The sequence below is a fragment of the Acidovorax sp. 99 genome, from assembly GCF_003096455.1.
Classification (GTDB): domain Bacteria; phylum Pseudomonadota; class Gammaproteobacteria; order Burkholderiales; family Burkholderiaceae_C; genus Acidovorax; species Acidovorax delafieldii.
In genome coordinates this window covers 2,010,415-2,036,259 of record NZ_QEKU01000001.1, presented here as the reverse complement: position 1 = coordinate 2,036,259, position 25,845 = coordinate 2,010,415, and the positions used below count along the sequence as shown (strand labels likewise).

At 67.3% G+C, this 25,845-nt stretch carries 24 protein-coding genes and 1 riboswitch; of the genes, 17 read left to right on the top strand and 7 right to left on the bottom strand.

Annotation, left to right across the window (positions count from 1 at the left end; genetic code table 11):
• Positions 1-60 precede the first annotated feature (60 nt).
• Both C8C95_RS09540 and C8C95_RS09535 read left to right on the top strand, forming a co-directional pair.
• Complete coding sequence (locus tag C8C95_RS09540) at positions 61-552, top strand: cyclic nucleotide-binding domain-containing protein (protein WP_043565827.1); 492 nt, start codon at positions 61-63, stop codon at positions 550-552.
• A 110-nt stretch (positions 553-662) separates the two neighbouring features.
• A complete protein-coding gene (locus C8C95_RS09535) occupies positions 663-1,631 on the top strand; it encodes a hypothetical protein (RefSeq protein ID WP_116748423.1) in 969 nt (322 codons plus the stop codon).
• 60 nt (positions 1,632-1,691) lie between these two features.
• Here C8C95_RS09535 and C8C95_RS09530 read toward each other — a convergent pair whose 3' ends face one another.
• A complete protein-coding gene (locus tag C8C95_RS09530) occupies positions 1,692-2,246 on the bottom strand; it encodes an adenine phosphoribosyltransferase (RefSeq protein ID WP_116748422.1) in 555 nt (184 codons plus the stop codon).
• Between the two features lie 223 nt (positions 2,247-2,469).
• Between C8C95_RS09530 and C8C95_RS09525 the strand changes: the two genes are divergently transcribed.
• Positions 2,470-5,523 carry an EAL domain-containing protein gene (locus tag C8C95_RS09525; RefSeq protein WP_116748421.1) on the top strand — a complete coding sequence of 1,018 codons (3,054 nt, stop codon included), beginning with the start codon at positions 2,470-2,472 and terminating at the stop codon, positions 5,521-5,523.
• 122 nt (positions 5,524-5,645) lie between these two features.
• On the opposite strand, the gene C8C95_RS09520 is transcribed toward C8C95_RS09525, so the two are convergent.
• Positions 5,646-7,631 carry a monovalent cation:proton antiporter family protein gene (locus tag C8C95_RS09520; RefSeq protein ID WP_116748420.1) on the bottom strand — a complete coding sequence of 662 codons (1,986 nt, stop codon included), beginning with the start codon at positions 7,629-7,631 and terminating at the stop codon, positions 5,646-5,648.
• Between the two features lie 213 nt (positions 7,632-7,844).
• Here C8C95_RS09520 and C8C95_RS09515 point away from each other — a divergent pair, with 213 nt between their 5' ends.
• From C8C95_RS09515 to C8C95_RS09500, 4 genes are read left to right on the top strand one after another with little or no spacing between them, the layout of a single operon-like run.
• Positions 7,845-8,846 carry a KpsF/GutQ family sugar-phosphate isomerase gene (locus C8C95_RS09515; protein WP_116748419.1) on the top strand — a complete coding sequence of 334 codons (1,002 nt, stop codon included), beginning with the start codon at positions 7,845-7,847 and terminating at the stop codon, positions 8,844-8,846.
• 2 nt (positions 8,847-8,848) lie between these two features.
• Positions 8,849-9,418: an HAD hydrolase family protein gene (locus C8C95_RS09510; RefSeq protein ID WP_116748418.1), complete on the top strand. Its 570-nt coding sequence runs from the start codon at positions 8,849-8,851 to the stop codon at positions 9,416-9,418.
• Positions 9,415-10,035 (top strand): LPS export ABC transporter periplasmic protein LptC, encoded by a 621-nt coding sequence (gene lptC / locus C8C95_RS09505; RefSeq protein ID WP_116748417.1) that lies wholly within the window; start codon positions 9,415-9,417, stop codon positions 10,033-10,035. Before C8C95_RS09510 ends, lptC begins: the two co-directional genes overlap by 4 nt.
• Before the next feature lie 41 nt (positions 10,036-10,076).
• Positions 10,077-10,859, top strand: coding sequence for an SDR family oxidoreductase (locus C8C95_RS09500; RefSeq protein ID WP_199170858.1), 783 nt, complete (start codon positions 10,077-10,079; stop codon positions 10,857-10,859).
• Positions 10,860-10,977: 118 nt separating this feature from the next.
• Here the strand turns inward: C8C95_RS09500 and C8C95_RS09495 are convergent, their stop codons facing one another.
• Positions 10,978-11,535 (bottom strand): RNA-binding protein, encoded by a 558-nt coding sequence (locus C8C95_RS09495; RefSeq protein WP_116748416.1) that lies wholly within the window; start codon positions 11,533-11,535, stop codon positions 10,978-10,980.
• 271 nt (positions 11,536-11,806) lie between these two features.
• Positions 11,807-12,187, bottom strand: a complete 381-nt coding sequence (locus tag C8C95_RS09490) for an RNA-binding protein (protein WP_108498594.1) — start codon at positions 12,185-12,187, stop codon at positions 11,807-11,809.
• A gap of 245 nt (positions 12,188-12,432) precedes the next feature.
• A riboswitch (yybP-ykoY riboswitch) is annotated at positions 12,433-12,618 on the top strand.
• Positions 12,619-12,634: 16 nt separating this feature from the next.
• Between C8C95_RS09490 and C8C95_RS09485 the strand changes: the two genes are divergently transcribed.
• The 4 genes from C8C95_RS09485 to C8C95_RS09470 all read left to right on the top strand — a co-directional run bounded on the left by C8C95_RS09485 (position 12,635) and on the right by C8C95_RS09470 (position 16,379).
• Entirely contained in the window at positions 12,635-13,201 is a 567-nt protein-coding gene (locus C8C95_RS09485; RefSeq protein WP_056056786.1) for a TMEM165/GDT1 family protein, read from the top strand.
• Positions 13,202-13,447: 246 nt separating this feature from the next.
• Positions 13,448-14,578 carry a homoserine O-acetyltransferase gene (locus C8C95_RS09480; protein ID WP_116748415.1) on the top strand — a complete coding sequence of 377 codons (1,131 nt, stop codon included), beginning with the start codon at positions 13,448-13,450 and terminating at the stop codon, positions 14,576-14,578.
• The gene (gene metW / locus C8C95_RS09475) at positions 14,575-15,159 is read left to right on the top strand and encodes a methionine biosynthesis protein MetW (protein ID WP_108498592.1); all 585 of its coding nucleotides are present in this window, start codon (positions 14,575-14,577) and stop codon (positions 15,157-15,159) included. Before C8C95_RS09480 ends, metW begins: the two co-directional genes overlap by 4 nt.
• 83 nt (positions 15,160-15,242) lie before the next feature.
• Entirely contained in the window at positions 15,243-16,379 is a 1,137-nt protein-coding gene (locus C8C95_RS09470; RefSeq protein WP_116748414.1) for a glycerophosphodiester phosphodiesterase, read from the top strand.
• Here the strand turns inward: C8C95_RS09470 and C8C95_RS09465 are convergent.
• Entirely contained in the window at positions 16,357-16,998 is a 642-nt protein-coding gene (locus tag C8C95_RS09465) for an NAD(P)H-dependent oxidoreductase (RefSeq protein WP_116748413.1), read from the bottom strand. The two genes, C8C95_RS09470 and C8C95_RS09465, sit on opposite strands and share 23 nt — an antisense overlap.
• Before the next feature lie 72 nt (positions 16,999-17,070).
• Entirely contained in the window at positions 17,071-17,541 is a 471-nt protein-coding gene (locus C8C95_RS09460) for a MerR family transcriptional regulator (protein WP_116748412.1), read from the bottom strand.
• A 169-nt stretch (positions 17,542-17,710) separates the two neighbouring features.
• Between C8C95_RS09460 and C8C95_RS09455 the strand changes: the two genes are divergently transcribed.
• From C8C95_RS09455 to C8C95_RS09430, 6 genes are all read left to right on the top strand, one after another.
• Positions 17,711-18,544 carry a TIM barrel protein gene (locus C8C95_RS09455; protein WP_116748411.1) on the top strand — a complete coding sequence of 278 codons (834 nt, stop codon included), beginning with the start codon at positions 17,711-17,713 and terminating at the stop codon, positions 18,542-18,544.
• A 136-nt stretch (positions 18,545-18,680) separates the two neighbouring features.
• Positions 18,681-20,744: a methyl-accepting chemotaxis protein gene (locus tag C8C95_RS09450; RefSeq protein ID WP_116748410.1), complete on the top strand. Its 2,064-nt coding sequence runs from the start codon at positions 18,681-18,683 to the stop codon at positions 20,742-20,744.
• A gap of 102 nt (positions 20,745-20,846) precedes the next feature.
• A complete protein-coding gene (locus tag C8C95_RS09445) occupies positions 20,847-22,073 on the top strand; it encodes a GGDEF domain-containing protein (RefSeq protein ID WP_116748409.1) in 1,227 nt (408 codons plus the stop codon).
• A 70-nt stretch (positions 22,074-22,143) separates the two neighbouring features.
• Positions 22,144-23,634: a M20 family metallopeptidase gene (locus C8C95_RS09440; protein ID WP_116748408.1), complete on the top strand. Its 1,491-nt coding sequence runs from the start codon at positions 22,144-22,146 to the stop codon at positions 23,632-23,634.
• A 67-nt stretch (positions 23,635-23,701) separates the two neighbouring features.
• Positions 23,702-24,229, top strand: coding sequence for a TlpA disulfide reductase family protein (locus C8C95_RS09435; RefSeq protein ID WP_116748407.1), 528 nt, complete (start codon positions 23,702-23,704; stop codon positions 24,227-24,229).
• A gap of 139 nt (positions 24,230-24,368) precedes the next feature.
• Positions 24,369-25,247 (top strand): alpha/beta hydrolase, encoded by an 879-nt coding sequence (locus C8C95_RS09430; protein WP_116748406.1) that lies wholly within the window; start codon positions 24,369-24,371, stop codon positions 25,245-25,247.
• Between the two features lie 69 nt (positions 25,248-25,316).
• Here C8C95_RS09430 and C8C95_RS09425 read toward each other — a convergent pair whose 3' ends face one another.
• Positions 25,317-25,799, bottom strand: a complete 483-nt coding sequence (locus tag C8C95_RS09425; RefSeq protein WP_116748405.1) for a YidB family protein — start codon at positions 25,797-25,799, stop codon at positions 25,317-25,319.
• Positions 25,800-25,845: the final 46 nt, after the last annotated feature.

The window sequence follows — 25,845 nt, the reverse complement described above, 5'->3', positions numbered from 1 at the left end:
TGTAAACGGACGTAAACAGCGCTTGTGTCCGATCTGTAACAGGGTTACTTTCGGCGGACCATGAATGTTCCCATGCCCGTTGCCTCCAAGGTGGACCTCAAAGGTCTGATCGACGCCATCGCCCAGACCACGGCGGAGGACAGCATGACCAACCCGCTGACGGCCGCCCAGTGGGAGGTGCTGTCGTCCTATCTGCTGCCGGTGGTGCTGCCCGCCGGCCAGGTGCTATTCAGCCAAGGCGCCACGGACCGCACCCTCTATCTCGTCGAAAGCGGCAGCCTGAGCGTGCACTACCAGGACGAAAAAGAACGCCTGCGCCTGGCGATTGTGGGCGCTGGCTCGGTGGTCGGCGAAGGCGCTTTCTTCTCACACCGCGCACGCAGCGCCACCGTGCAGGCCAGCGCACCCTGCAAGCTGTGGAGCCTCACGGCCATCCGCTTCACCGAGCTGACCAACCGCCAGCCTGCCATTGCCCTGGGTCTGGCCATGGCTGCAGGGGCTGTGCTGGCCAAGCGCCTGGGCAACCGCCGCCGCCGCGTTGCGGCCACCTGACAGGCAGGCCCTGTCGGGGGGGACCTCGGGCTTCTCTCGCCTTCTGCGGGGGGATGGCGCGTTACACTCGATTTGGATTTTGTCCAGGCACCATCCGAAGAAAGCAAGCCATGTCCCTGTTCAGTTGGTTCAGCCGCAAACCCGCTCCCGCCAAGCCCCGCGCAGCGGCCGAGCCCTCCGGCCTGTTCAACGCCGACGCCACCGTGCCCCTTCAACCGGGGCGCCAGGGCAAGCCACTCGTGGAGCCCCAGCCGCCCGAGCACGCCGCCAACCGCAAGAACGAGCGCATGGAGCGCCGCGAGCTGCTCTACACGGTGGTGCGCGATGCCATGGTGCGCGCGGGCGTGCTGTCGGCCAGCTACAAGTTCAAGGTACTGTCGCTCGACCAGCGCGGCCGCCAGTTCCTGGTGATGATGGACCTGGCCCGCGAATACGGCGGCGAGACGGTGCGCCTGAGCGAGATCGAGGCGCTCATCGCCCAGACCGCCAAAACCCGTTACGACATCCTGGTGACGGCCGTGTACTGGCGCATCAACGACCATGTGGCGGTGGGTATTCCACAAAAGGGCGTGGCGCCCCAGGGCGCTGCGCTGCCGTTGCAGGCGGCTTCTACGGCAGTGCGCCGTCCGCCAGCAGCAGCGGCCACTGCCCCGGTACCCCTGGCCCCGTCGCCTGCACCGCTGGCGGGCGCACGCCCCGCCGCAGCTGTTGCGGCACCTGTTTCCCCTGCTCCCTTGGCGCCCGCTGCGGCCCCGCTGGCTGCGCGCCGCCCGCTCGGTGCGGTGTCGGCCCCCGCGCCCCTCGTGTCTGCACCCGCACCGCTGGCTGCCGCGCGGCCTGCCTCTTCTGCCCGCTTCGAACCCATCGAGGCCGACGAGGTGGCCGCGTTCAAGCGCGCGCTGGCCAATGCGGCAGGGTCATCGGCGGCCACGGCTGCGGCCGCCAAGCCAGGCGTGCCGGTACGCTCCGGTCCGCTGCTGCCACCGTCCCAGCCCACTGGGTTTGAGGACACCGAAATGCCCGGTGCCGACGGTCCCGCTCCCGACCTCAGCAGCACGCAGTACGGCGAACTCAACTGATCCAGGGGTCATGTGGTGCACGCCCACAGGGGGCTGTGCACCCAGGCCACGGCCCTCGGGTCAGTGCCCTGCAAAGTCCACCAGGGTGTACAGCGGCAGGCCCGCATCGCGCAGGCGCTGCGATCCGCCCAGCTCGGGCAAATCGACAATGGCGGCGCCTTCGGTGACGGTGGCCCCCAGTTTTTCCAACAGCTTCTTGCCGGCCATCATGGTGCCGCCGGTGGCGATCAGGTCGTCGATCAGCAGCACGCGGTCGCCGGCCTTCACGGCGTCGGTGTGCAGCTCCACGGTGGCGCTGCCGTATTCGAGTTCGTAGGTTTCCTCCACCGTGGTGAAGGGCAACTTGCCTTTCTTGCGGATGGGCACGAAGCCCATGTTCAGCTCGTAGGCCACCACGGCGCCCAGGATGAAGCCCCGCGCATCCAGGCCCGCCACCACGTCGGGGCGCAGCGCCTTGTCCATGTAGCGGTGCACAAACGCATCGATCAGCACACGGAACACTTTCGGGTCCTGCAGCAGCGGCGTGATGTCGCGGAACTGCACGCCGGGCGCGGGCCAGTCGGGGACGGTGCGGATGTGCTGGCGAAGGTACTGGTTGACGCTGAGGGGCTGCATGGGCGGGTGGGGAGTAATGACGCGGGGGAGGCCCGGGCAGGGCCAATGCCTGGGTGTGCGCCAGGTGCTGGCCGGTGGCGCGGGGCTCGGAAAGTGCGAGAGTGTAAACAGCCCGGCCGTCCCCGCGCGCGCCTGCACCAGACGCCATAATGTGTTTCACTGGCGTTACAAACTGCGCGCCGCCTGTGGCGGGCGGTGCCCCAACCCCCACGACGCTCGGCCCATGCCCATCTCCGTCCTGCTGATCGAGAGTGATCACCCCCACGCACAGGCCGTGGCGGGGGCGCTGGCCGACCCCTGGTCGGGCTGGCGCGTGGACGTGGTGGAGTCCATCACCGAGGCGCGCGAATATCTGCTTCGCCACCGGCCCGACATCGTGCTGGCGGCCCAGCGCACCATGGACGGCTCGGCCTTTGACCTGCTGCAGCTGCTCGACGGCGTTCCGGCCATCATCATCGTGCGCATGGGGGCGGAGACCCACGCGGCGCAGGCCATGCGCCACGGGTTTGACGATTTCACCGTGCAGGACCCGGCGCTGGACTACCTGCTCACCCTGCCCGCGCAGATCGAAGCCGTGCTGGAGCGCACCTCCAGCGCCCGTGCCCGCCGCGCGGCCGAGGCCATGCTGGCGCGCCAGCACCGGCTGCTGCAGGCCATCTCGCGGGCCCAGGGCATGTTCATTGCCAGCTCGGGCCCCCGGGCGGCGTTCGAGGCGCTGCTGGGCGAGTTGATGACGCTGACCCAGAGCGCGTTCGGCCTCGTGGGCCAGGTGCAGCTGGCCGATGACGGGCACCCTTACCTGCGCGTGCACGCGATGACCGACATCAGCTGGGACGAGGCCTCGCGCCAGCGCTATGCCCAGCATGCCGAGGATGGCATGGTGTTCGACAATCTGTACTCGCTGGTGGGCGCTGCGCTGGTGACGGGCGAGCCGGTCCTCAGCAACGATGCCAACCACGATGCCCGCAGCGCGGGCACGCCGTCCGGCCACCCCACGCTGCGCACCTACCTGGGCCTGCCCATCCATGCGGCGGGAGAGCTGGTGGCCATGGTGGGGCTGGCCAACCGCAGCGGCGGTTACACCAACGCCGATGTGCAGTTTCTGCAGCCCTTGCTGAACACCATTGGCCAACTGGAGACCGCCCGCCGCGCCGAGCTGGCCCGCAGCCATGTGGAGGCCGAACTGGCCCGCACCAGCGCCCTGCTGGCCGAGAAGACCCGGGCCCTCGAAGGCACCCTGGACAACATCTCGCAGGGCATCACCAACGTCGACGCCGAGGGCCGCATCCGCGTCTACAACCAGCGCTACCTGGAGCTGCTGGACCTGCCCGAGTCCCTGCTGGCCACGCAGCCGCTGGTGGAAGAGGTGGTGCGTTTTCAGACCGAGCGGGGCGACTTCGGGCCCGAGTTCCAGCTCATCGAGCCCATGGCCCGCAACTACGTGGCGTCGGAATACGCGGCGCATGGCGGCCGCATGAACATGCCGCAGAGCTACGTGCGGCGCACCCGGCAGGGCCGCTACATCGAGGTGCGCACCCGTGCCCTGGAGCCCGGCGGGCGCGTGCGCACGTTCACCGATGTCACCGACTACCTGAGCACGCTGGAGGCCCTGCGCCAGAGCGAGGCGCGCTGGCGCAGCCTGACGGACCTGTCGTCCGATTGGTACTGGGAGCAGGACGACCAGTTTCGTTTTGTGCGGCTGGACGGCAACCCGTACCACACGGAGGGCGTGCCCGATGAGATGCACTACGGCCTGACCCGCTGGGAGTTGCCCGACACCTTCGTCAACGAAGGGCAATGGCGCGAGCACCGCGAGCAGCTGGAGGCGCACCAGGTCTTTCACGACTTTGAGATGCAGCGCCTGTCCCAGGACGGCAAGCCCGTGTGGGTGTCGATCAGTGGCGAGCCCATCTTTGACGAAGAGGGCCGCTTTACCGGCTACCGGGGCGTGGCGCGCGACATCACCGAGCGCAAACTGGCCGAGGCCGAGATCCAGCGCCTGGCGTTCTACGACGAACTCACCGGCCTGCCCAACCGCCGGCTGCTGATGGACCGGCTGGAGCGCGCGGTGGCCACCACCCAGCGCGACGGCCGCCATGGCGCCCTGCTGTTCCTCGACCTGGACAACTTCAAGGGCATCAACGACACCATGGGCCATGAGTGGGGCGACCGGCTGCTGGTGCAGGTGGCCGCGCGCATCGGGGCCAGCGTGCGGGCCACCGACACCGTGGCGCGGCTGGGTGGCGATGAGTTTGTGGTCGTGGTGCAGGGCCTGCACGGCCATGAGGTCGAAGCCGCGGCCGAGGCCGAGGCCGTGGCCCAGAAGGTGTTGCTGGCGCTGAACCAGCCCTATGTCGTGGATGGCTGCGACATGCACAGCACCCCCAGCATCGGCATTGCGCTGTTCCAGGACGCGCAGCAGCCCGTGCAAGAGCTGCTCAAGCGCGCCGACCTGGCCATGTACCAGGCCAAGGCGCAGGGGCGCAACACCCTGTGCTTTTTCGACCCCGCCATGCAGGCTGCCGCGTCGGCGCGTTCGGCGCTGGAGGGCGACATCCGCCAGGGCCTGGCGCGCAACGAGTTCCTGCTGCACTACCAGCCGGTGGTGGACGCCAGCGGCCACCTGCTGGGGGCCGAGGCGCTGGTGCGCTGGCAACACCCGCAGCGCGGCATGGTCTCGCCCGCCGATTTCATCCCGCTGGCCGAGCAGACGGGGCTCATCCTGCCCCTGGGGCGCCAGGTGCTGGCCCTGGCCTGCCGCCAGCTGGCCCTGTGGGCCACCGCCCCGGCGAAAGCCGCGTGGACGCTGGCCGTGAACGTGAGTGCCCAGGAGTTCCGCCAGCCCGATTTTGTGGAGCAGGTGCTGGCAGCGCTGCGCGATGCGGCCGCCAACCCGCGCCTGCTCAAGCTCGAACTCACCGAAAGCCTGCTGCTGCACGATGTGGAGGACAGCATCCTCAAGATGCAGGCGCTGCGCACGCTGGGGGTGGGCTTTTCGCTCGACGACTTTGGCACCGGGTACTCATCGCTCAGCTACCTCAAACGCCTGCCGCTGGACCAGCTCAAGATCGACCAGAGCTTTGTGCGCGACGTGCTCACCGACCCCAACGACGCCACCATCGCCTGCACCATCATCACGCTGGCCCGCAGCCTGGGCCTGGACGTGGTGGCTGAGGGAGTGGAGACCGAAGGGCAGCGCGCATTCTTGCTGCGCAACGGCTGCCGCCAGTTCCAGGGCTACCTGTTCGGGCGGCCTGGGCCTGCGGAGTTGTTGTAGATTGCTATCAAATATGTAGCTGTTGGCGCATATTGCACTAGCGCTACAGGCCGATTTCATTCAAATGGGGTGTCCAGCCACCCGCTGAGTTGCCAGCGGCGTGTCCCAGGCTGGTCAGCCGGTCAGCCTTTCAGCAGCTTGTCTTCCGCCAGCGCCAGCGCGGCCGGATGGCCCGACAGCACCAGCGTGTCGCCTTCGGCCAGCAGGGCCTCGTCCACTGCCGCGCTCACATGGCCATTGCCGCGCCGCAGGTTGACCACGCGCACACCCATGGCGGGCAGGGCCAGCTGGCCCAGGCTGCGGCCCAGGGCGGTGGAGCCCGGGGGCAGGTTGATGGTGGACAGGCGCTCCTGGTCGCGTTCGTTCACCGTGTCGTCGTCCGCGCCATGGAAGTAGCCGCGCAGCAGGTTGTAGCGCGCATCGCGCTGGTCCTGCACCAGCCGCAGCACGCGGCGCATGGGCACGCCCACCAGGGCCAGGGCGTGGCTGGCGAGCATGAGCGAGCCTTCGATGGCCTCGGGCACCACCTCGGTCGCACCGGCCTCCTGCAGCTTGTCCAGGTACAGGTCGTCCTGCGTGCGCACCACCACCGGCACCTGCGGCGCGTGCGACCGGGCATTGGCCAGCACCTTCAGCGCGGCGGGCACGTCGATGTAGGTCACGGCCACGGCGCTGGCGCGCACCAGGCCCGCCGCCATCAGCGCCTGCAGACGGGTGGCGTCGCCATACACCACCGAGTCGCCGGCCGCAGCGGCCTGGCGCACGCGGTCCGGGTCCAGGTCCAGCGCCATGTAGGGGATGCCCTCGTGCTCCAGCATGCGCGCCAGGTTCTGTCCGCAGCGGCCGTAGCCGCAGATGATCACGTGCCTGCTGGTGTTGATGGACTTGCGCGCAATCGATGTCATCTGCAGCGACTGCTGCAGCCAGTCGCTGGCCACCAGCTTCATCACGATGCGGTTGCTGTACATGATGAGGAACGGCGTGGCCAGCATCGACAGCACCATGGCCGCGAGGATGGGGTTCATCAGCGCTGGCTGCACCAGCCCGTTGTTCTGCGTGAGCGACAGCAGCACAAAGCCGAACTCGCCGGCCTGCGCCAGGTACAGCCCGGTGCGCAGCGCCACACCGGTGGTCGCGCCCATGCCCCGCGCCAGCACCAGGATGATCCCCAGCTTGAGCACCAGGGGCACCGTGAGCAGCATCAACACCAGCGCCCAGCGGTCCACCAGGATGTGCCAATCCAGCATCATGCCGATGGTGATGAAGAACAGGCCCAGCAGCACATCGTGAAAGGGCCGGATGTCCGTGCCCACCTGGTGGCGATACTCGGTCTCGGACACCAGCACGCCCGCAATGAAGGCGCCCAGAGCCAGGCTCAGGCCCGCCAGCTCGGTCAGCCAGGCCAAGCCCAGCGTGATCAGCAGCAGGTTCAGCATGAAAAGCTCGTCGCTCTTGCGCCGCGCGACCAGCGTGAGCCACCAGCGCATCAGCCGCTGGCCGCCCGTGAGCAGCAGGCCCACCAACACCGTGGCCTTGATCAGCGCCCAGCCCAGCGAGGTCAGCAGCTGGTCGGGCGACGACCCCAGCGCCGGGATCAGCACCAGCAGCGGCACCACCGCCAGGTCCTGGAACAGCAAGATGCCCATCACCCGCCGGCCATGTTCACTCTCCAGCTCGGCCCGCTCGGCCATCAGCTTGACCACAATCGCCGTGCTGCTCATGGCCATCACGCCTGACAGCGCCAGCGCCGTCTGCCAGCCCATGTCCCACACCCCACCCGCCCAGCGCGACAGCGCCAGTGCCATGCCGGACACGACCGCCATCGTCAGCACCACCTGCATCAGCCCCAGGCCAAACACCTGCTTGCGCATGGCACGCAGCTTGGGCAGGCTGAACTCCAGCCCGATGGCAAACATTAGGAACACCACGCCAAACTCGCCCAGGTGGCGCACGCCTTCGGAGTTTTGCGCCAGTGCCAGCGCGTGCGGGCCAATGAGCACCCCAGCGGCCAGGTAGCCCAGCATGGGCGGCAGCTTGAGGCTGCGGCAGGTCACCACGCCCAGCACCGCGGCCAGCAGATAAAGCAGTGTGAGGGCGAGTGAAGACATGGGTTCGATGCTATCCGAGGCTTGCGTTGTGTAACACAGGATTCAAGCAAGCCATTGGCCGGGGCTGCAGGCCGCTGCTGCCTCCCTGTTTGTGCGAGTCTGGCAAGCCTTGTGGGCTGGGCAAGGGCTTTTCTACCCGGATGCACGGACCGTGCCAGTGGACTTGGCCCATGCGACGGCCCGGCAGGCATGCCCGGTCGATAGAATCCTTGCATGACTCCCGCCCCCGCCGCGCTGCCCCCTTTTGATGCCGACCAGGCCCTGCGCCTGGCCCGCGAGACCTTCCACATCGAGGTGGAGGCCCTGAATGGCCTGGCGGCCCGCGTGGATGGTGTGTTTGCCCAGGCGGTGTTGCTGGTGCTGCAGGCCCGGGGCCGCGTGGTGGTGATGGGCATGGGCAAAAGTGGCCACGTGGGGCGCAAGATCGCCGCCACACTGGCCTCCACCGGCACCCCCGCTTTTTTTGTGCACCCTGCCGAGGCCAGCCACGGCGACCTGGGCATGGTCACCGGCGACGATCTGGTGCTGGCCATCTCCAACAGCGGCGAAAGTGGCGAACTCACGGCCATCCTGCCCGTGCTGCGGCGCCTGGGCGCGCCCATGATCGCCATGACGGGCGGCCTGCAGTCCACCCTGGCGCGTTATGCCGACCTGGTGCTCGACTGCAGCGTGGCGCGCGAAGCCTGCCCGCTGAACCTGGCCCCCACCGCCAGCACCACGGCCCAGCTGGCCATGGGCGATGCGCTGGCTGTGGCCCTGCTGGACGCCCGGGGCTTCCGCCCCGAAGACTTTGCCCGCTCCCACCCCGGCGGCGCGCTGGGTCGCAAGCTGCTCACCCATGTGAGCGACGTCATGCGCTCGGGCACCGAGGTGCCGCGCGTGGCCCCCGATGCCTCGTTCAGCGACCTCATGCGCGAGATGAGCGCCAAGGGTCTGGGCGCCTCGGCCATCGTCGATGCCGACGGGCAGCTGTTGGGCATCTTCACCGACGGCGACCTGCGCCGCCGCATCGAGGCCGGGGCCGACCTGCGGTCCACCACCGCAGCCCAGGTCATGCACGCCAACCCGCGCCGCATTGCCCCCGACGCCCTGGCCGTGGACGCCGCCGAAATGATGGAAGCCCACGCCATCACCAGCGTGCTGGTGGTGGACGCAGCGGGCGCCCTGGTGGGCGTGGTGCACATCGGCGATCTGATGCGGGCGAAGGTGATCTGACGATGGCGCTGGTTCCTCAGACCTCTCCCTCTCCTGCCCTGCAGATTGACCCTGAGCTGCTGCTGCGCGCCCAGGGCGTGCGCGTGGCCTTTTTCGACGTGGACGGTGTGCTCACCGACGGCGGCCTTTACTTCAGCGAAACGGGCGAGACCATCAAACGGTTCAACACCCTGGACGGCCACGGCCTCAAGCTGCTGCAAAAGGCAGGCATCACCCCCGCTGTCATCACCGGTCGCGACTCTGCCCCATTGCGCGTGCGCCTCAAGGCCTTGGGCGTGGAGCACGCCGTGTTCGGCACCGAAGACAAGCGCCCCGCCGCCGAGCAGATGCTGGCCACCCTGGGCCTGACCTGGGCGCAGGCCGCAGCCATGGGCGACGACTGGCCCGACCTGCCTGTGATGCGCCGCAGCGCCTTCGCGTGTGCGCCTGCCAACGCCCAGACCGAGGTGCGCCACGCGGCCCACTTCGTCACCCAGGCGCGCGGGGGCGAGGGTGCAGCGCGCGAGCTGTGCGACCTGCTGCTCGTGGCCACGGGCCGCTACGCGGCGCTGCTGGCGGACTACACCGCATGATCCGCGTGATCCGCCAGGGCTGGGACCAGCTCTCGATCTACCTGCCCGTGGTGCTGATGGGCCTGCTGGCCCTGGGCACCTGGTGGCTGGTGCGCAACGCGCCCATGCCCCAGTTGCCTGCGATTGACCGGCCCGTGCAGCACCAGCCGGACTATTTCATGAGGTCCTTTTCGGTGAAGACATTCGATGCCACGGGCCGCCTGCAGAGCGAGGTGCAGGGTGACGAGGCGCGCCATTACCCCGACACCGACACGCTGGAGATCGATCAGGTCCGCATGCGTTCGGTCAGCCTCGATGGCCGGGTCACCGTGGCCACGGCCAACCGGGCCCTGAGCAACGCCGATGGCTCCGAAGTGCAGTTGTTCGGCAACGCCATCGTCAAGCGTGAACCGTTGCCCGCCAAGCCCGGGGCGGCAGCGCAGCCCCCCATGGAGTTCCGTGGTGAGTTTCTGCATGCCTTCACCAACACCGAGCGGGTGCGTTCTGATCAGCCGGTCACGCTCACCCGTGGCAACGACCGCTTCACCGCCGACAGCATGGATTACGACAACCTCGACCAGGTGCTGCAACTGCGCGGGCGCGTGCGCGGCATGATCCTGCCGGGCACCACGCGGTAGCCTCCACCTATCCTGCCTAGCCGCCCACTGTCGGAATGCACATGACCACTCCCCTTGTCTTCATCACCGGCGCATCCAGTGGCATCGGCCAAGCGCTGGCCCAGCGCTACCACCAAGCGGGGTTTCGCCTGGCTCTGGTGGCGCGGCGCACTTCCGAAGTCAAAACATGGGCAAGTGCTCAAGGAATAAGCCCTGAAAGCTATGAAATTTATAGTGCTGATGTGTCGGTGACTGACAGCATCGTGGCTGCAGGGCGCGATTGCATTGCACGCCAGGGTGTGCCGGATGTGGTGATCGCCAATGCCGGCATCAGCGTGGGCATGGACACAGCGGTGCGGGACGATATCGACGTCATGGCCCGCACCTTTGCCACCAACAACATCGGCATGGCGGCCACCTTCCAGCCGTTTGTAGACGCCATGGTGCAGCGCGGCAGCGGCACCCTGGTGGGCATCGGCAGCGTGGCCGGCATCCGGGGGCTGCCCGGCCATGGCGCCTACTGCGCCAGCAAGGCGGCTGTCATCAGCTACTGCGAAAGCCTGCGGGGTGAATTGCGCCCCCACGGCGTGCGCGTGGTGACGGTGTCGCCGGGCTACATCGATACCCCCCTCACGCAACAGAACCGCTACAGCATGCCGTTTTTGATGCAGCCCGCCGATTTTGCCGACCAGGCGTTTCGTACCATTCAGGCGGGCGTGAGCTACCGGGTCATCCCCTGGCAAATGGGCGTGGTCGCCAAGCTGCTGCGCATGCTGCCGAACCCACTGTTTGACAAGGTGCTGGCGGGCCGCCCGCGCAAGCGCCGCCAGAGCGAAATGCAGTAGGGGCGGGATTGCACAAGGCGCCCCAAGGCGCCGGGGGCGATGGAGATTGCTATCTCGACGTGCAGCTGCCATGAAAAAGGGCCCTGAAGGGCCCTTGTGACACAAAAACGGGTGTGGTTCAGTAGCCGCCGTTGCCGCCGCCACCGTAGCCACCACCGCCGCCATTGCGGCCGCCGCCACCACCGTTGCGCGAACCCGAGCCGTACGGGCTGCGGAAGCCGCCTTCGCTGCGGCCACCGCCGCCATAGCCCCCGCCACCACCTTCGCGGCCGCCGCCGTATCCACCGCCGCCGCCCTCGCGGCCACCACCATAGCCACCGCCGCCTTCACGGCCGCCGCCATATCCGCCACCACCGCTGCGGCCGCCGCCGTAGCCGCCGCCACCACCACCACCACCGCCGAAACCACCACTGCGGGGTGGGCGTGGTTCCATGGGGCGGGCTTCGTTCACCACAATGCTGCGGCCGCCGAGGGGTTGGCCGTTCATGCCGTTGATGGCGGCCTGGGCTTCTGCGTCGCTGCCCATCTCCACAAAGCCGAAGCCTTTGGAGCGACCCGTGTCGCGCTCCATCATGACCTTGGCGCTGGTCACGGCACCGAACTGGCCAAAGGCCTGTTCCAGATCACCGTCGCGCACCGAGTAAGGCAGGTTGCCGACGTACAGTTTGTTGCCCATCGAGGGACTCCTCAAAAACACATGGATAAAGCGATGGAGTCCCCAAAACGCAGCCAGCTAATCTCAATGACGCTCTCAGCGCGAAACTGACGGATCACCGCAAACTTGAAATGCGGGCCAAACCCGCCAGACCATTATGCGCCACACTTTTGGGGAAAAAGCAAGGGGCTTTGCGCGCTGTGGTGTCCGTGCCGCGCCAGAACGCAAAAAGGAGCCCGAAGGCTCCTTTTTTTGCCGTCGGCAGACCCTGAGGACTGCCGATAAGGACTTTTTAGTAGCTGCTACGGCCACCGCCGTAACCACCACCGCCGCCACCGCCGTAGCCGCCGCCACCGCTACGGCCACCGCCGTAACCGCCGCCGCCATTGCCGCCACCGAAGCCACCGCTACGGGGAGCGCGGGGCTCCATAGGACGGGCTTCGTTGACCACGAGGTCACGGCCACCGAAGTTTTGACCATGCACGCCTTGGATGGCGGCTTGGGCTTCAGCATCGCTGCCCATTTCGACAAAGCCGAAACCCTTGGAGCGGCCGGTGTCACGTTCCATCATGACCTTGGCGCTGCCAACCGAGCCGTACTGGCTGAAGGTCTGCTGCAGATCTTCGTCGCGGAAAGAGTAGGGCAGGTTGCCCACGTAAAGTTTGTTGCCCATGAAGGACTCCTGAAAAAACACAAAAACGCGATGGAGCCCGACGCAATCAACAAACCTGTGACGACTTCAAAGACGCGAAACTGACCATTCACCGCTAAGCTAACTGCCCTTCTGCAAGCAGAAAAGCGAATCCATTATTAATCACTTTATGGGGCCCGTGGGGTTTTATTTCTGGGCAGATGGGCTCAAAACCCCGGGGCAGCGTGGTTTTTCGGGGAATTTCAGGGCAAACCATAGGGTAAAATCCGTGGGTCTTTGGGGAGTAGCCCGCCCGGCCGCGCAATGCGCCGGGGGCATGCGTCAACACACTTGGGTTCTTTGAGACCTATGGCGTATGCGGCTTTTGAGCTGGGCGAGACCATTGACTGCAAACCGATCCACATGGCCGGAGTCGGGGTGCAGTCAATGCGTTTTCCACCCATCCGGCCGGATAGGACCCCCTCCCCCATGGAAGCCTTCTTTATTTCCACCGCCATCGTCGCGCTCGCCGAGATGGGCGACAAGACGCAGCTGCTCGCTCTGGTGCTGGCAGCACGCTTTCGCAAACCCTGGCCCATCGTGCTGGGTATCCTGGTGGCCACGCTGGTCAACCACGGCCTGGCCGGCGCTGTCGGTGCTTGGGTGACCACCTTCCTGGGCCCCCAGGTGCTGCGCTGGATTTTGGGCGCCTCGTTCATCGCCATGGCGGTCTGGATGCTGATCCCCGACAAGCTGGACGAAGGCGAAGCCGACGGATCGCCACGCTGGGGGGTGTTTGGCACCACCGTGGTCGCATTCTTCCTGGCTGAGATGGGCGACAAGACCCAGATTGCCACTGTCATGCTGGCTGCCAAATACAACGCTTACCTCTGGGTGGTGGCGGGCACCACGTTGGGCATGATGCTGGCCAATGCGCCCGTGGTCTGGCTGGGCGAGCGCATCACGCGCAAGGTGCCCATCCGCGCGGTGCATCTGGTGTCTGCTGCCATCTTTCTGGTGTTGGGGCTGCTGGCGATTTTTTCGTCCGCAGGCTGACCTGATCGGTGCGACGGGCTGGGCGACGCGGCGCTGCTTTGGTATATTTGCCAGACGCGCCGATTTGCCACAGCTTGCGGGCGCTTTATAAATTCTGCTAAAGACCCGTCCGACACACCTGCCCGGCCTCGTTTTTAGCGACGCCGGGTATTTTTTTGCCGAGGTTTTGCCCTCGGTGACAGCGGCTCCTCAAGGGGCTTGCGGCGTGTGCAAGCGGTGGAACGTGAGGGCTTACCAGTTCCAACTATGTCGTTCATCGCCACACCCCAGTCCATGCATTTCCCGGATGCGCTGCCGCTGCAAAGCGGCGCGTCCATCCGCGACTACCACCTGGCCTTTGAGACCTACGGCACGCTCAATGCCGACTGCTCGAACGCCGTGCTCGTGTGCCACGCCCTCAACGCCTCGCACCATGTGGCGGGCGTGTACGCCGGGCAGGACAAGAGCGAAGGCTGGTGGGACAACATGATCGGCCCCGGCAAGCCCGTGGACACCGACCGCTTCTTCGTCATCGGCGTGAACAACCTGGGCTCGTGTTTTGGCTCCACCGGGCCCATGCACCACCACCCGGACACCGGCGAGGTTTATGGCGCGGACTTCCCCGTGGTCACGGTGGAAGACTGGGTCAACGCCCAGGCCCGCCTGCTCGACCGCCTGGGCATCACGCAACTGGCGGCCGTGCTGGGCGGCAGCCTGGGCGGCATGCAGGCGCTCAGCTGGACGCTGCAGTACCCCGAGCGCATGCGCCACGCGGTGGTCGTGGCCAGTGCGCCCAACCTCACGGCCGAGAACATCGCCTTCAACGAAGTCGCCCGCCGCGCCATCGTGACCGACCCGGACTTCCACGGCGGCCATTTCTATCGCCATGGTGCGATCCCCAAGCGTGGCCTGCGCATCGCCCGCATGATCGGCCACATCACGTACCTCAGCGACGATGTGATGAACGAGAAGTTCGGCCGTCAACTGCGGGAGGGCCTGGAGCTCAAATACAGCACCCAGGACATCGAGTTCCAGATCGAGAGCTACCTGCGCTACCAGGGCGACAAGTTCAGCGACTACTTCGACGCCAACACCTACTTGCTCATCACCCGCGCGCTCGACTACTTCGACCCCGCGCGCACCCATGCCGGCAACCTCACGCGGGCCCTGGCCCGGGCGCAGGCCAGGTTCCTGCTGGTGAGTTTCACCACCGACTGGCGCTTTTCGCCCAAGCGCAGCCGCGAGATCGTCAAGGCCCTGCTCGACAACCGCCGCAGCGTGAGCTACGCCGAGATCGATGCGCCCCACGGGCACGATGCCTTTTTGCTCGATGACGCCCGGTACATGGGCGTCATGCGCTCTTATTTCGATAGCATTGCCAAGGAGTTGCAACCATGACCGAAAAAGCGGCGATGCAAGCCCTGGCGCGCCTGGTGCCCCCCGGCTCGCGCGTGCTCGACCTCGGTTGCGGCAACGGCGCCATGCTCGACTACCTGCAGCGCGAGCGCGGCTGCAGTGGCTATGGCGTGGAGATCGACGACGCCAACGTGCTGGCCTGCGTGCAGCGCGGGGTGGATGTGATCCAGCTCAACCTCGACGAGGGGCTGGCCATGTTCGACGACAACAGCTTTGACGTGGTGCTGCAGATCGACACGCTGCAGCACCTGCGCAATGCCGAGACCATGCTGCGCGAGACGGCGCGCGTAGGCCGCACGGGTGTGGTGGCGTTTCCCAACTTTGCGCACTGGCCCAACCGCCTGTCCATCCTGCGCGGGCGCATGCCCGTGACGCGGCGCCTGCCCTACCAGTGGTACGACACGCCCAACATCCGCGTGGGCACCTACAAGGACTTCGAAGTGCTGGCCACCAAGAACAGCTTGCGCATCCTCGACTCCTTTGGGCTGCAGGATGGGCAAGAGGTGCGCTGGCTCCCCAACGCACGCGCGGGCACGGCCGTCTTCCACTTCGAACACGCGTAGCGCTTACCGGGGTGTACGCCCCGGCGACACGCCGCTGTCAACCGCATCGGCTAAGGTGCGGGCTCCGTTTGTAGGAGACCCGCATGAAACGCATTGCACTGCGCGCCGTGACCGCCGCCGCGCTGTTGACCACCTGGGCGCTGGGCGCCGTCGCCCAGGCCTGGCCGCCCACCCCCACCGTCATTGCCCACCGGGGCGCATCGGCCCTGCGGCCGGAGCACACGCTCGCCGCGTACCAGAAGGCCATTGACGACGGCGCCGACATCATCGAGCCCGACCTGGTCATCACCAAGGACGGCGTGCTGGTGGCGCGGCACGAGAACGCCATCGCCATCCTGGGCGCCGATGGCTCTGTGAAGGAAGCCACCACCGACGTGGTGGACCGCCCCGAGTTCGCGGGCCGTAAAACCACCAAGACCATCGACGGCCAGGCCATCACCGGCTGGTTCACCGAAGACTTCACGCTGGCCGAGCTCAAAACCCTGCGCGCCCGCGAACGCATCCCTGCACAGCGCCCGGCCAACGTGGCCTATAACGGCCAGTTCGAGGTGCCCACCTTGCAGGAGGTGATCGACCTGGCCAAGGCGGCCACGGCCAAGACCGGTCGCACCATCGGCATCTACCCCGAGACCAAACACCCCACCTACTTCCAGTCCATCGGCCTGCCGCTGGAGGCGCCGCTGCTGGCCGTGCTGGAGAAGAACGGCTGGAACCACAAGGACGCGCCCGTGTTCGTGCAGTCGTTCGAGGTCAGCAACCTGCAGGCGATCCGCAAGCTCAGCAGCGTGCGCCTGGTGCAGCTGGTCGCCCCTTCGGGCCGGCCGTATGACTTTGTGGCGCAGGGCGCGGCGAACACGCGCGCTTATGCCGACCTGATCACGCCCGAGGGCCTGCAGCAGGTAGCCACCTACGCCAACGCCATCGGCCCGTTCAAGACCCTGGTGGTGCCGGTGAAGGACGGTGTGCCCGGCGAGCCCACGCCGCTGGTCGCGCAGGCCCATGCCGCCGGGCTGGCAGTGCATATCTGGACGCTGCGGCCCGAAAACGCTTTCCTGCCCGCCGGTCTGAAGAAGGCTCCGATCACTGATGGCATCATGCGCGGCGACAGCGTGGCCGAGATCACGGCCTACCTGCGCGCAGGCATCGACGGCTTCTTCACCGACGACTCGGCGGTGGGCCGTGCTGCAGTGCAGGCCTTCACGGCGAAGGCGACGAAGTAACAGGTGCCGGGCGCGGCTTGCCTGGTGCGGAACGCGCCCCCCGGCGCAACCCCAGTTGCCGCGCCTTCTCCACCCACAGTGCCAGCCGGTCGGCGCTGGCGCTGCGCACCGGGCCAAAGCTGTGCACCTGCACGGGCCGGATGCCGCAGAACTCCAGGATGGCCTTCTTCATCTGGTGGTGCCCCGGCATGCGCGTGACCCAGCGGAAGTACCAGGGCGGCGAGTCCATGGTCACCAGCAGCTCGGCCGATCGGCCGGTCAGCAGCTTGTCCCACAGCGATGAGCCTTTGCGGTACTTGAAGGCATAGCCGGGCAGCAGCACGCGGTCGATAAAACCCTTGAGCAGCGCGGGCATGGCGCCCCACCAGATGGGGTACACCCACACCAGGTGGTGCGCCCAGCTGATGTCGGCCTGTGCGGCCAGCAGGTCGGGTTCCAGCGGCTGGGCAGCGCCATAGCCCTGGAACAGGGGGTTGAAGGCCAGCTGACCCACGTCCAGAAAGCGCACCTGCGCCCCGGCGTGCCGGGCGCCCTCGGCATAGGCACGTGCCATGCCCGCGCACAGGCTCCCGGCGGCGGGATGGCCCAGGATGACCAGAATGTTGTGTTGCTCTGCCACAGACGCTCCATCTCGGTGTTGTTGATGGCGCCATGGTCACCTTGCCCCACGGGGCAGAGTCAAGCGGTCAGGTCAAGTCGCGGTGGATCTCGCAGCGCCCGCTGTGGTCGCTGCACCAAATTGCGCGGGGTTGTGCGCTGGAGGTGCCACCGCCAGTGTGGAGAGTGCAGCGCAGGCTTCGGGTGCCACGGGCACGGCCAGCGTGTCGCAGGTGTGCAGCTCGGCTTCCAGTGCGGCCAGTTGTGCGTCCAGCGCGGCCAGGCGCGCCAGCTCTTGCGCCACGGCGGCCCGCCGCCCGGCCACCAGTTGGGCCATGCGGTCCCAGCCAGCAGCGGTGTCGATGTGGGGCAGTCCGTCCAGCTCTGACAGCCGAAAGCCCAGCGCCTGGGCCCTGCGAATCAGCAACACGCGCGCCACATCGGCCTCGCCATAGTGGCGGTAGCTGCCCGCGCGCGCCACCGTGCCCAGCAGGCCCCGTGACTCATACAGCCGGATGGCCTTGGGCGTGGTGCCGGTGCGTTGGGCGAGTTCTCCGATGCGCATGGGTGATCCTGAGATTGCTATAAAATGTATAGCTGTAAAGGCATATGAAACTGGCGCTAGAGGCGAATTTGGCACAAATTCAGGCTCCACGGCGCTCTGGGCGGGCAATGGGCTCGTTGGCTACACGATAAGCTGCGGCGCTTTGAAGTTGCCTCTTCGCACTGCCCCCATGCCCCAGTTTGCCGCCCACCTGAGCCTGATGTACCCCGAGCTGCCCTTGCTCGATCGTTTTGCGGCTGCGGCGCACGACGGCTTTCGGGCGGTGGAACTGCACTTCCCCTACGCTTTCGACCCCCGTGAGATCGCTGCCCGGCTGCAGGACAACGGCCTGCAGCTGGTGCTGTTCAACGCCCCGGCGGGCGGGTTCGCGCCCACCGACATGGCCCACGCCTGGGACCAGGGCGCACGGGGCCTTGCCGCGCAGCCCGGGCGGGAGGCGGAGTTTCGCGCCGGGGTGCTGGAGGCCCTGCGGTATGCCGAGCAACTGCGCTGCCCGTTCATCAACCTGCTGTGCGGCACCGTGCCGCCGGGGGTGGAGCGCGAGTCGCTCAAGGCCCTGTGCGTGGGCAACCTGCGCTGGGCGGCAGAGCAGGCCGCGCGTGTGGGGTGTGACATCCTCATCGAGCCCACCAACCTGCGCGACGTGCCGCGTTATTTTCTGAACCGGCAGGACCATGCGCACGAGCTGCTCGACGCGGCCCAGGTGCCCCACCTGAAGGTGCTGATGGACCTGTACCACTGCCAGCTGGTGGAGGGGGACCTGCACGGCAAGCTGCAGCGCTACCTGCCCACGGGCCGCGTGGCCCACATCCAGGTGGCGGGCGTGCCCACACGCAATGAGCCCGACCGGGGCGAGCTGCACTACCCGTTCCTGCTCGACACCATCGACGCCCTGGGCTACGCGGGCTGGGTGGGGTGCGAATACACCCCGGCGGCAGGCACGTCACAGGGGCTCGGCTGGCGGGACTGGGCCCTGCGCAGCCGCGCCCCGCACCCCGCATAGATCGTTTCGGCGGTCGGCACCAATACGCGCGAATGCGTAAGGGAATGCGTGAATAAATGTAACAAGGTGCTGCGCTTAGAGTGAATGCAGACCGGCCCAGCCGGCTTTTCGCATTCCATTCCAGGAGACACCCCGCATGCCCGCATCCCTTGCCAACAACCGATCCGTCGCGCGCCAGGTCACGTTGACCGCCATTGCGCTGGTGGCCTTGGTGCTGGTGCTGGTGGGGCTGGCGATTGCCGTGCTGACCGAGCGCAGCACCCGCGCGCAGGTGGTGGCCAGCGTGGGCGACACGGCACAGAGCGTGGCGCAGTCGCTGGACGCGGCCGACAACACCAACCGCGAGCTGGTGCAGCTGACCATGAAGGGCTTTCAGCGCTACTTCGAGGCCGCCATGCAGCTCGACGAAGCCTCGGGCGAGCTGCGCAGCTACGGCGCGCTGGTCAACGAGGACTATGGCTCGGTCGACAAATTCGCCAGCGAGACGGGCGGCATTGCCACCGTGTTCGCCAAGAAGGGCGACGATTTCATCCGCATCACCACCTCGGTCAAGAACGACAAGGGCGAGCGCCAGATGGGCACGCCGCTTGGCCGCACCGACCCGGCCTACGCCACGGTGTCCAAGGGCGAGCCCTTTACTGGCGTCACGTTGGTGAACGGCAAGCCCTTCATGGGCCACTACCTGCCCGCCAAGGACGCCTCGGGCAAGGTCATTGCGCTGCTGTTCATCGGCAACGACATCAGCGTGTTCCACGCCATGCTGCAAAAACAGGTGGCGCAGACGAAGTTCTTCGAACACGGCGGCACCTATGTGATCAACCCTGGCACCTCGCTGGACCAGGCCGTGTTTGTGTACCACCCCACAGCGCGCGGCAAGCGCGTGCTGGAGGCCTATCCGCAGGCACGCCCGTTTTTTGAAGCGCTGGCCGCATCGCAGGACGGCTTTGTGCGCGAGGCCGCAGACGTGCTGGGTACCGGCGCCGAAAACCCCTGGGCGCTGGTGCGCAAGACCGGTGGCGGCTGGTGGGTGGTGGCCGAGGTGGCCGATGGCGAGGCCATGGCCAGCCAGCGGCGCGTCACGCTGGCAGTCTGGGGCCTGATGGCCGTGGCCGTGGTGCTGCTGGCCATCGGCCTGTTTGTCATGCTGCGCCGGGGCGTGAGCCGCCCGCTGCAGGACCTGACCCAGGCCATCACGCTGGTCGCGCAGGGCGACCTGACCGAGGCCTTTCACACCACGCGGCGCGACGAGATCGGCGCGCTGGTGCAGGAGGTGGAGGGCATGCGCCAGCGCTATACGCAAATGCTGCAGCAGGTGCGCAATGCCGTGGACAGCATCACCACCGCCAGCGCCGAGATTGCCAGCGGCAACCAGGACCTGTCGGCCCGCACCGAGGCCACGGCCAGCAGCCTGGCGCAGACCGCACAAAGCATGGAGCACCTGACCTCCACCGTGCGCCAGTCGGCCGACGCCGCGCGCCAGGCCAACCAGCTGGCCAGCACCGCCGCCGAAGTGGCTGCGCGCGGCGGCCAGGTGGTGGGCGAGGTTGTCACCACCATGGGCGACATCAACCAGAGCTCGCGCAAGATCGCCGACATCATCGGCGTGATCGATTCGATCGCGTTCCAGACCAACATCCTCGCGCTCAACGCTGCGGTGGAAGCCGCCCGTGCGGGTGAGCAGGGCCGGGGTTTTGCCGTGGTGGCCAGCGAGGTGCGCAACCTCGCCGGGCGCAGCGCCGAGGCGGCGCGCGAGATCAAGGCGCTGATTGGTGCGTCGGTGGAGCGGGTGGAGTCGGGCGCGCGCCTGGTGCAGAACGCGGGCAGCACCATGGACGAGATCGTGGGCTCGGTCAAACGGGTGGGCGACATCATTGGCGAGATCACGGCCGCATCGACCGAACAGTCCGACGGCATCGGCCAGGTCAACACCGCCGTCAACCAGCTCGACCAGATGACGCAGCAGAACGCCGCGCTGGTGGAGCAGTCGGCCGCCGCTGCGCAAAGCCTGCGCGAGCAGGCCACGCGGCTGGCCGGGGCGGTACAGGTGTTCAAACTCTCGCGCGGCGACGGCATGGCGACCCACGGTGGCCTGGGTTACCCGGCGCGCGCGGCCCTGGCTGCGCCCATGGCGCAGACCGGCGACGGAGAGGGACAGCACGCGCCCGGCAGCGGCGCCCGGGCGCCCGCCCAGCTGCAATAGGGCCTGACAACGGGCCGGGCGGTCATCTGGCGGTTTGCGGTCTGCAAAGCTTGGTTTATGCTGGCTTGATTCCCCCACCCATCTCCCTGTCCACCCGCATCCATGGCTGCCCACGTCCCCACCATGCTGGCAATGATCATTGCCAGTTCCCTCATGATGGCGGCCTCCATGGCCGTGGTGGGCTGGGGGCGGCGGCGCGATGGCCTGGGTCGCTGGGCGGCGGCCCTGCTGGTCAACGCCATCGGGCACCTGCTGATCATGCTGCGCGGCCTGATCCCCGATGTGTTGTCCATCGTGGTCGGCAACCTGATGCTGTCCAGCGTGTTCGTGGGCCTGATTGCGGCGGTCTACCAGTTCCAGGGGCGGCCGGTGCGCTGGCCGCTGCTGCTGGCCCCACCGGCGCTGGTGCTAGTTTTTGTCTCGGTGTTCATCGACAACTTTCCGGCGCGGGTGAGCTTTGTGGGCCTGGCCATCGGGCTGCAGGCGGTGTGGGCGCTGTTGGAGGCGTTGTCGCAGCGGAACGTGACCGTAGGACGCGGGCAATGGCTGCTGGTGGCAGGACTGGCGCTGGAGGCCCTGGTGCTGGGCGGGCGCGCTGTTGTGGCCCTGAGTACGCACTCCGATGCCACCAACATCCTGCAAAGCAGCGCGCTGCAAACGCTGACCTTTCTGGCCACGTTCTCGGTGGTGCTCGTCAGCTCGGTGGGTTTTGTGTTCATGTCGCGCGACCGGGCCGACGAAAACAACCGCGTGCTGGCCGCGCTGGACCCGCTCACCGGCGTGGCCAACCGCCGCTCGCTGATCGCCGCGCTGGACCGCGACGTGGCCCGTGCCCAGCGCATGCGCGAGCCCATGGCGCTGATGATGGTGGACATCGACCACTTCAAGGATGTGAACGACCAGTACGGCCATCCGGCGGGTGACCGCGTGCTGTGCAGCGTGGTCAACGTCCTGCGCCAGCGCGTGCGTGCGCAGGACCTGGTGGGCCGCTACGGGGGCGAGGAGTTCATGGTGCTGCTGCCCGACACCGGCCTCACTGGGGCCGAGCAACTGGCGCGCGAGCTGTGCAAGGCGGTTGAGGAGTCCCGCTGCCCCGCCGATGGCGTGCCCGGCCCCGGCATTGCGGTCACGGTGAGCATTGGCGTGTTTGGCGGGCGGCTGGAGTCGGGTGACAGCTGGGACATGCTGATTGCTGCCGCCGACCGCGCGCTGTACCAGGCCAAGAACAACGGCCGCAACCGCGTCGAGGTGGCCACGGGCCTGCGCCGCCCCAGCGCCCAGCTGGCGGCCCAGGCCAATCCCGAGACCCTGCCCGAGTCTCTGTATTGATCGATGGCGCCCGGCGGGGGGTTGTGTTGGAATGGCGGATTGATCACCTTCTGCCTTCAGGAGCCCCACCATGAACGCCCGCGTGCCCTCCCAAGTCCTTCAGCCTGAGCTTGCCCTGCAGCGTGTCAGCCAGGCCTGGGACAGTGACATTGTTCGCCAGCTCACCGACTACATCGCCATCCCCGCCAAGTCCCCCACGTTCGCTGCTGACTGGGCCGAGTTGGGCTTGCTCGACACCGTGGTGCGCAACGCCGCCGCCTGGGTGGAGTCGCAAAAGGTCGAGGGCCTGACGCTCGAAATCGTGCGCCTGGAAGGCCGCACCCCGGTGCTGTTCTTCGAGATCGCCGCCACCCAGCCCGGCGCCACCGACACCGTGCTCATGTACGGCCACCTGGACAAGCAACCCGAGTTCTCCGGCTGGCGCAGCGACTTGGGCCCCTGGACGCCCAAGTACGAAGACGGCAAGCTCTACGGCCGGGGCGGCGCCGACGACGGCTATGCGGTGTACGCCAGCATCGCTGCGGTGCAGGAACTCAAGCGCCAGAACGTGCCGCACCCGCGCATCGTGGGCCTCATAGAAACCTGCGAAGAAAGCGGCTCGCGCGACCTGCTGCCCTACATCGATGCACTGAAGCACCGCATGGGCAACGTGGCGCTGGTCGTGTGCCTGGACTCGGGCGCCGGCAACTACGACCAGCTGTGGCTCACCACCAGCCTGCGCGGCATGGCCAGCGGCACGCTCAAGGTCGAGATCCTGACCGAGGGCATCCACTCGGGCGACGCCTCGGGCCTGGTGCCCTCGTCGTTCCGCATCATGCGGCAGGTGCTCGACCGGCTCGAAGACAGCGCCACCGGCCGCCTGCTGCCCCAGAGCTTCCATTGCGAAGTGCCCGCCGACCGGCTGGCCCAGGCCCGCGCCACGGCGGCCATCCTGGGCGAAGAGGTGTACCGCCGCTTCCCCTGGGCGCACTACGACTGCGGCGGCTCCACCGTGTTTGCCCTGCCCACCACCACCGACCCGGTGCAGGCATTGCTCAAGCGCACCTGGGAGCCCACGCTCAGCGTCACCGGTGCCGAGGGCTTCCCGGCGCTGCAGGACGCCGGCAACGTGCTGCGCCCTTACACCGCCTTCAAGCTGAGCCTGCGCCTGCCCCCGCTGGTGGACGCCGCGCAAGCCGTGCAGGACCTGAAGGCGCTGCTGGAAGACAACGCGCCCTACCAGGCCAAGGTCACCTTCCAGAGCGGCGGCGGTGCCACGGGCTGGAATGCCCCGGCCACCACACCCTGGTTCGAGCAGGCGCTCAACGAGGCCTCACAGGCGCACTTTGGCGCACCCTGCGGCTACATCGGCCAGGGCGGCACCATCCCGCTCATGAACATGCTCAGCGAAGGCTTTCCCACCGCACAGATGATGGTGTGCGGCGTGCTGGGCCCCAAGAGCAACGCGCACGGCCCCAACGAGTTTTTGCACGTGCCCTATGCCAAGCGCCTCACCGCCTCCGTGGCACACGTGATGGCGGCCATGGCCCAGCAGGCAGCCGCTGCGGCCACGGCCCCCTGACACCAGAGGGCGCCACACCGGGCGCCCTGGGTGCTCTTCCTCACGCCTTCCATCACCGGGTCACACCATGGAAAAACGCGCCTTTCTCCACGCCTGCTCTGCAGCTGCCCTTGCCACTCTCGCGCCGGCGTCCGGTACGGCCCAGACCCCGGCTGGCAGCAGCACACCGGGCCCGCTTCACACGCTGACCGGCACCAACAGCGAAGGCAAACCGGTCATGCTGACGGACTATGCGGGCAAGGTGTGTCTGGTGAGCTTTTTCACCGCTGGCTGCGCTCTGTGCACCAACGAGTTGCGCCTCATGCGCGAGTTTTACACCGCCAATCGCCAGCGCGACTTTGTGCTGCTGGGCGTGAACATGGATGAGAAGGCGGCTGACTTCATGCAGTACATCGAGCTGCTCAAGGTATCAGTGCCCGCCGAGCAGCGTTTTCCCATTGCCTGGCGCAATGCTCCGGGGCACAAGGACAGTTTTGGCGCCATTTCGCGACGTCCCACGCACTTCGTGCTCAACCGCAAGCACCAGCAAGTGCTGCGGCGCGAGGGCAATTTCCTGCCCACCGACTGGGATGACCTCTGGGTATCTCTGGCTTGAAAACCCCGGAGCAGCTTCGCCCGATCAGGGGTCACGCTCTCTGGGTCTTGGCGGCAGTACAAGCCTGACCATTTAGTGCATCGGGTATTTGGGTGCGCCGGGTATGCTGTCCCATCGCGTCTCGAATGCCCTGCTTTCCATGACTTCTGACGAACTGCTTCCTTCGACCCTGACCACCTTCACCGCGAGCGATGGCGAGAACCTGGCTGTGCAGGACTGGCCCCTGCCGCAGGGCGAGCCCTGCCGGGGGACGGTGCTGCTGGTGCACGGCCTGGGCGAGCATGTGGGCCGCTATGACGCGCTGGCCCGCCGCCTCAACGACTGGGGGTTTGCGGTGCGGGGCTATGACCAATACGGCCATGGCGAATCGGCCGGGCCGCGCGGCGGGCTCACGTCGGACATGCGCCTGCTGGACGATCTGGCGGACCTGGTGGACGCCACCCGCGCCCGCATGCCTGCGGGCCAGCCCCTGGTGCTACTGGGTCACAGCATGGGCGGCTTGGTGGCCTCGCGGTTTGTGTCCCTGCACCTGCGGCCGGTGGATGCGCTGGTGCTGTCCTCCCCCGCACTCGATGCCGGCCTGGGCGCCGTGCAAAAGCTGCTGCTGGCCACGCTGCCGCGCATCGCGCCCAACCTGCGCGTGGGCAATGGGCTGGACGCGCAGTACCTTTCGCATGACAGCGCCGTGGTGGCGGCCTACCTGGCCGATCCGCTGTGCCACGACCGCATCAGCGCGCGCCTGGCCCGCTTCATTGCCGAGGGTGGCCCCGCCACCGTCGCCCGCGCTGCGCACTGGAGCGTGCCCACGCTGTTGATGTGGGCGGGCAGCGACAAGCTGGTCAACCCGGCGGGCAGCCGTGCCTTTGCGGCCGCTGCAGCCAAGGCTGTGGTGCAGTCCCACTGCTTTGAGCCCTTGTTCCATGAGCTCTTCAACGAAAGCCCGGAACTGGCGGAGCCGGTGTTCGACCTGCTGAGGGAATGGCTGGTGCGGCGCTGCGCGGTGCCTGCAAGGCCGTAGGCAGGCGCCGGGTGGCCTGATTTCAGAGAAAACGGCTGGTTGCGCTAGTGCAATATGACCCGGTTGCTATTATTTTTGAAGTAGGCCGCCGAGCATCCCCAGCAGATCGTTGGCATTGCCAAACCCGCCATGGGGCGCCTGTCCCTGGGGGCTCAGGTGGTCGACCAGGCCCGGCAACACCTGGGCCAGCTGCCCGGCGGCTGCACCGGGGGCCACACCCAGTTGCGCGGCCATCTGCGACAGGGGGCCACTGCCCAACACCTGCGACAGCTGCTCGCCCGAGATCGCCTGGTTGGGCCCGGCGCTCAGCCACGACGCAATCACGTTGCCCAGCCCGGCTTGCTGGAACTTGGCCATCAAACCCGGCAGGCCGCCCACCGGGCCATCGTTGCTGATCAGGGACATCACGGCCTGCACCAGCTGCGGGTTTTGTGCGGCCAGGCTGATCAGCCCTCCCAGGCCACCACCGGCCCCACCCGCCGCAGCGGCGCCACTGCCACCTTGCGACGCGTTGTTGATGACGGCACCCAGAACGGAATCGAGCAAACCCATGGTGTTCTCCTGTAGAGGAATGAAGGGCGGCAGTGCACCAGCCCGG

Bases quoted from the DNA above. Each gene is read 5' to 3' on its own strand.
- C8C95_RS09540 (WP_043565827.1), top strand. From the start codon at position 61: ATGAATGTTCCCATGCCCGTTGCCTCCAAGGTGGACCTCAAAGGTCTG.
- C8C95_RS09535 (WP_116748423.1), top strand. From the start codon at position 663: ATGTCCCTGTTCAGTTGGTTCAGCCGCAAACCCGCTCCCGCCAAGCCC.
- C8C95_RS09530 (WP_116748422.1), bottom strand. From the start codon at position 2,246: ATGCAGCCCCTCAGCGTCAACCAGTACCTTCGCCAGCACATCCGCACC.
- C8C95_RS09525 (WP_116748421.1), top strand. From the start codon at position 2,470: ATGCCCATCTCCGTCCTGCTGATCGAGAGTGATCACCCCCACGCACAG.
- C8C95_RS09520 (WP_116748420.1), bottom strand. From the start codon at position 7,631: ATGTCTTCACTCGCCCTCACACTGCTTTATCTGCTGGCCGCGGTGCTG.
- C8C95_RS09515 (WP_116748419.1), top strand. From the start codon at position 7,845: ATGACTCCCGCCCCCGCCGCGCTGCCCCCTTTTGATGCCGACCAGGCC.
- C8C95_RS09510 (WP_116748418.1), top strand. From the start codon at position 8,849: ATGGCGCTGGTTCCTCAGACCTCTCCCTCTCCTGCCCTGCAGATTGAC.
- lptC (WP_116748417.1), top strand. From the start codon at position 9,415: ATGATCCGCGTGATCCGCCAGGGCTGGGACCAGCTCTCGATCTACCTG.
- C8C95_RS09500 (WP_199170858.1), top strand. From the start codon at position 10,077: ATGACCACTCCCCTTGTCTTCATCACCGGCGCATCCAGTGGCATCGGC.
- C8C95_RS09495 (WP_116748416.1), bottom strand. From the start codon at position 11,535: ATGGGCAACAAACTGTACGTCGGCAACCTGCCTTACTCGGTGCGCGAC.
- C8C95_RS09490 (WP_108498594.1), bottom strand. From the start codon at position 12,187: ATGGGCAACAAACTTTACGTGGGCAACCTGCCCTACTCTTTCCGCGAC.
- C8C95_RS09485 (WP_056056786.1), top strand. From the start codon at position 12,635: ATGGAAGCCTTCTTTATTTCCACCGCCATCGTCGCGCTCGCCGAGATG.
- C8C95_RS09480 (WP_116748415.1), top strand. From the start codon at position 13,448: ATGTCGTTCATCGCCACACCCCAGTCCATGCATTTCCCGGATGCGCTG.
- metW (WP_108498592.1), top strand. From the start codon at position 14,575: ATGACCGAAAAAGCGGCGATGCAAGCCCTGGCGCGCCTGGTGCCCCCC.
- C8C95_RS09470 (WP_116748414.1), top strand. From the start codon at position 15,243: ATGAAACGCATTGCACTGCGCGCCGTGACCGCCGCCGCGCTGTTGACC.
- C8C95_RS09460 (WP_116748412.1), bottom strand. From the start codon at position 17,541: ATGCGCATCGGAGAACTCGCCCAACGCACCGGCACCACGCCCAAGGCC.
- C8C95_RS09455 (WP_116748411.1), top strand. From the start codon at position 17,711: ATGCCCCAGTTTGCCGCCCACCTGAGCCTGATGTACCCCGAGCTGCCC.
- C8C95_RS09450 (WP_116748410.1), top strand. From the start codon at position 18,681: ATGCCCGCATCCCTTGCCAACAACCGATCCGTCGCGCGCCAGGTCACG.
- C8C95_RS09445 (WP_116748409.1), top strand. From the start codon at position 20,847: ATGGCTGCCCACGTCCCCACCATGCTGGCAATGATCATTGCCAGTTCC.
- C8C95_RS09440 (WP_116748408.1), top strand. From the start codon at position 22,144: ATGAACGCCCGCGTGCCCTCCCAAGTCCTTCAGCCTGAGCTTGCCCTG.
- C8C95_RS09435 (WP_116748407.1), top strand. From the start codon at position 23,702: ATGGAAAAACGCGCCTTTCTCCACGCCTGCTCTGCAGCTGCCCTTGCC.
- C8C95_RS09430 (WP_116748406.1), top strand. From the start codon at position 24,369: ATGACTTCTGACGAACTGCTTCCTTCGACCCTGACCACCTTCACCGCG.
- C8C95_RS09425 (WP_116748405.1), bottom strand. From the start codon at position 25,799: ATGGGTTTGCTCGATTCCGTTCTGGGTGCCGTCATCAACAACGCGTCG.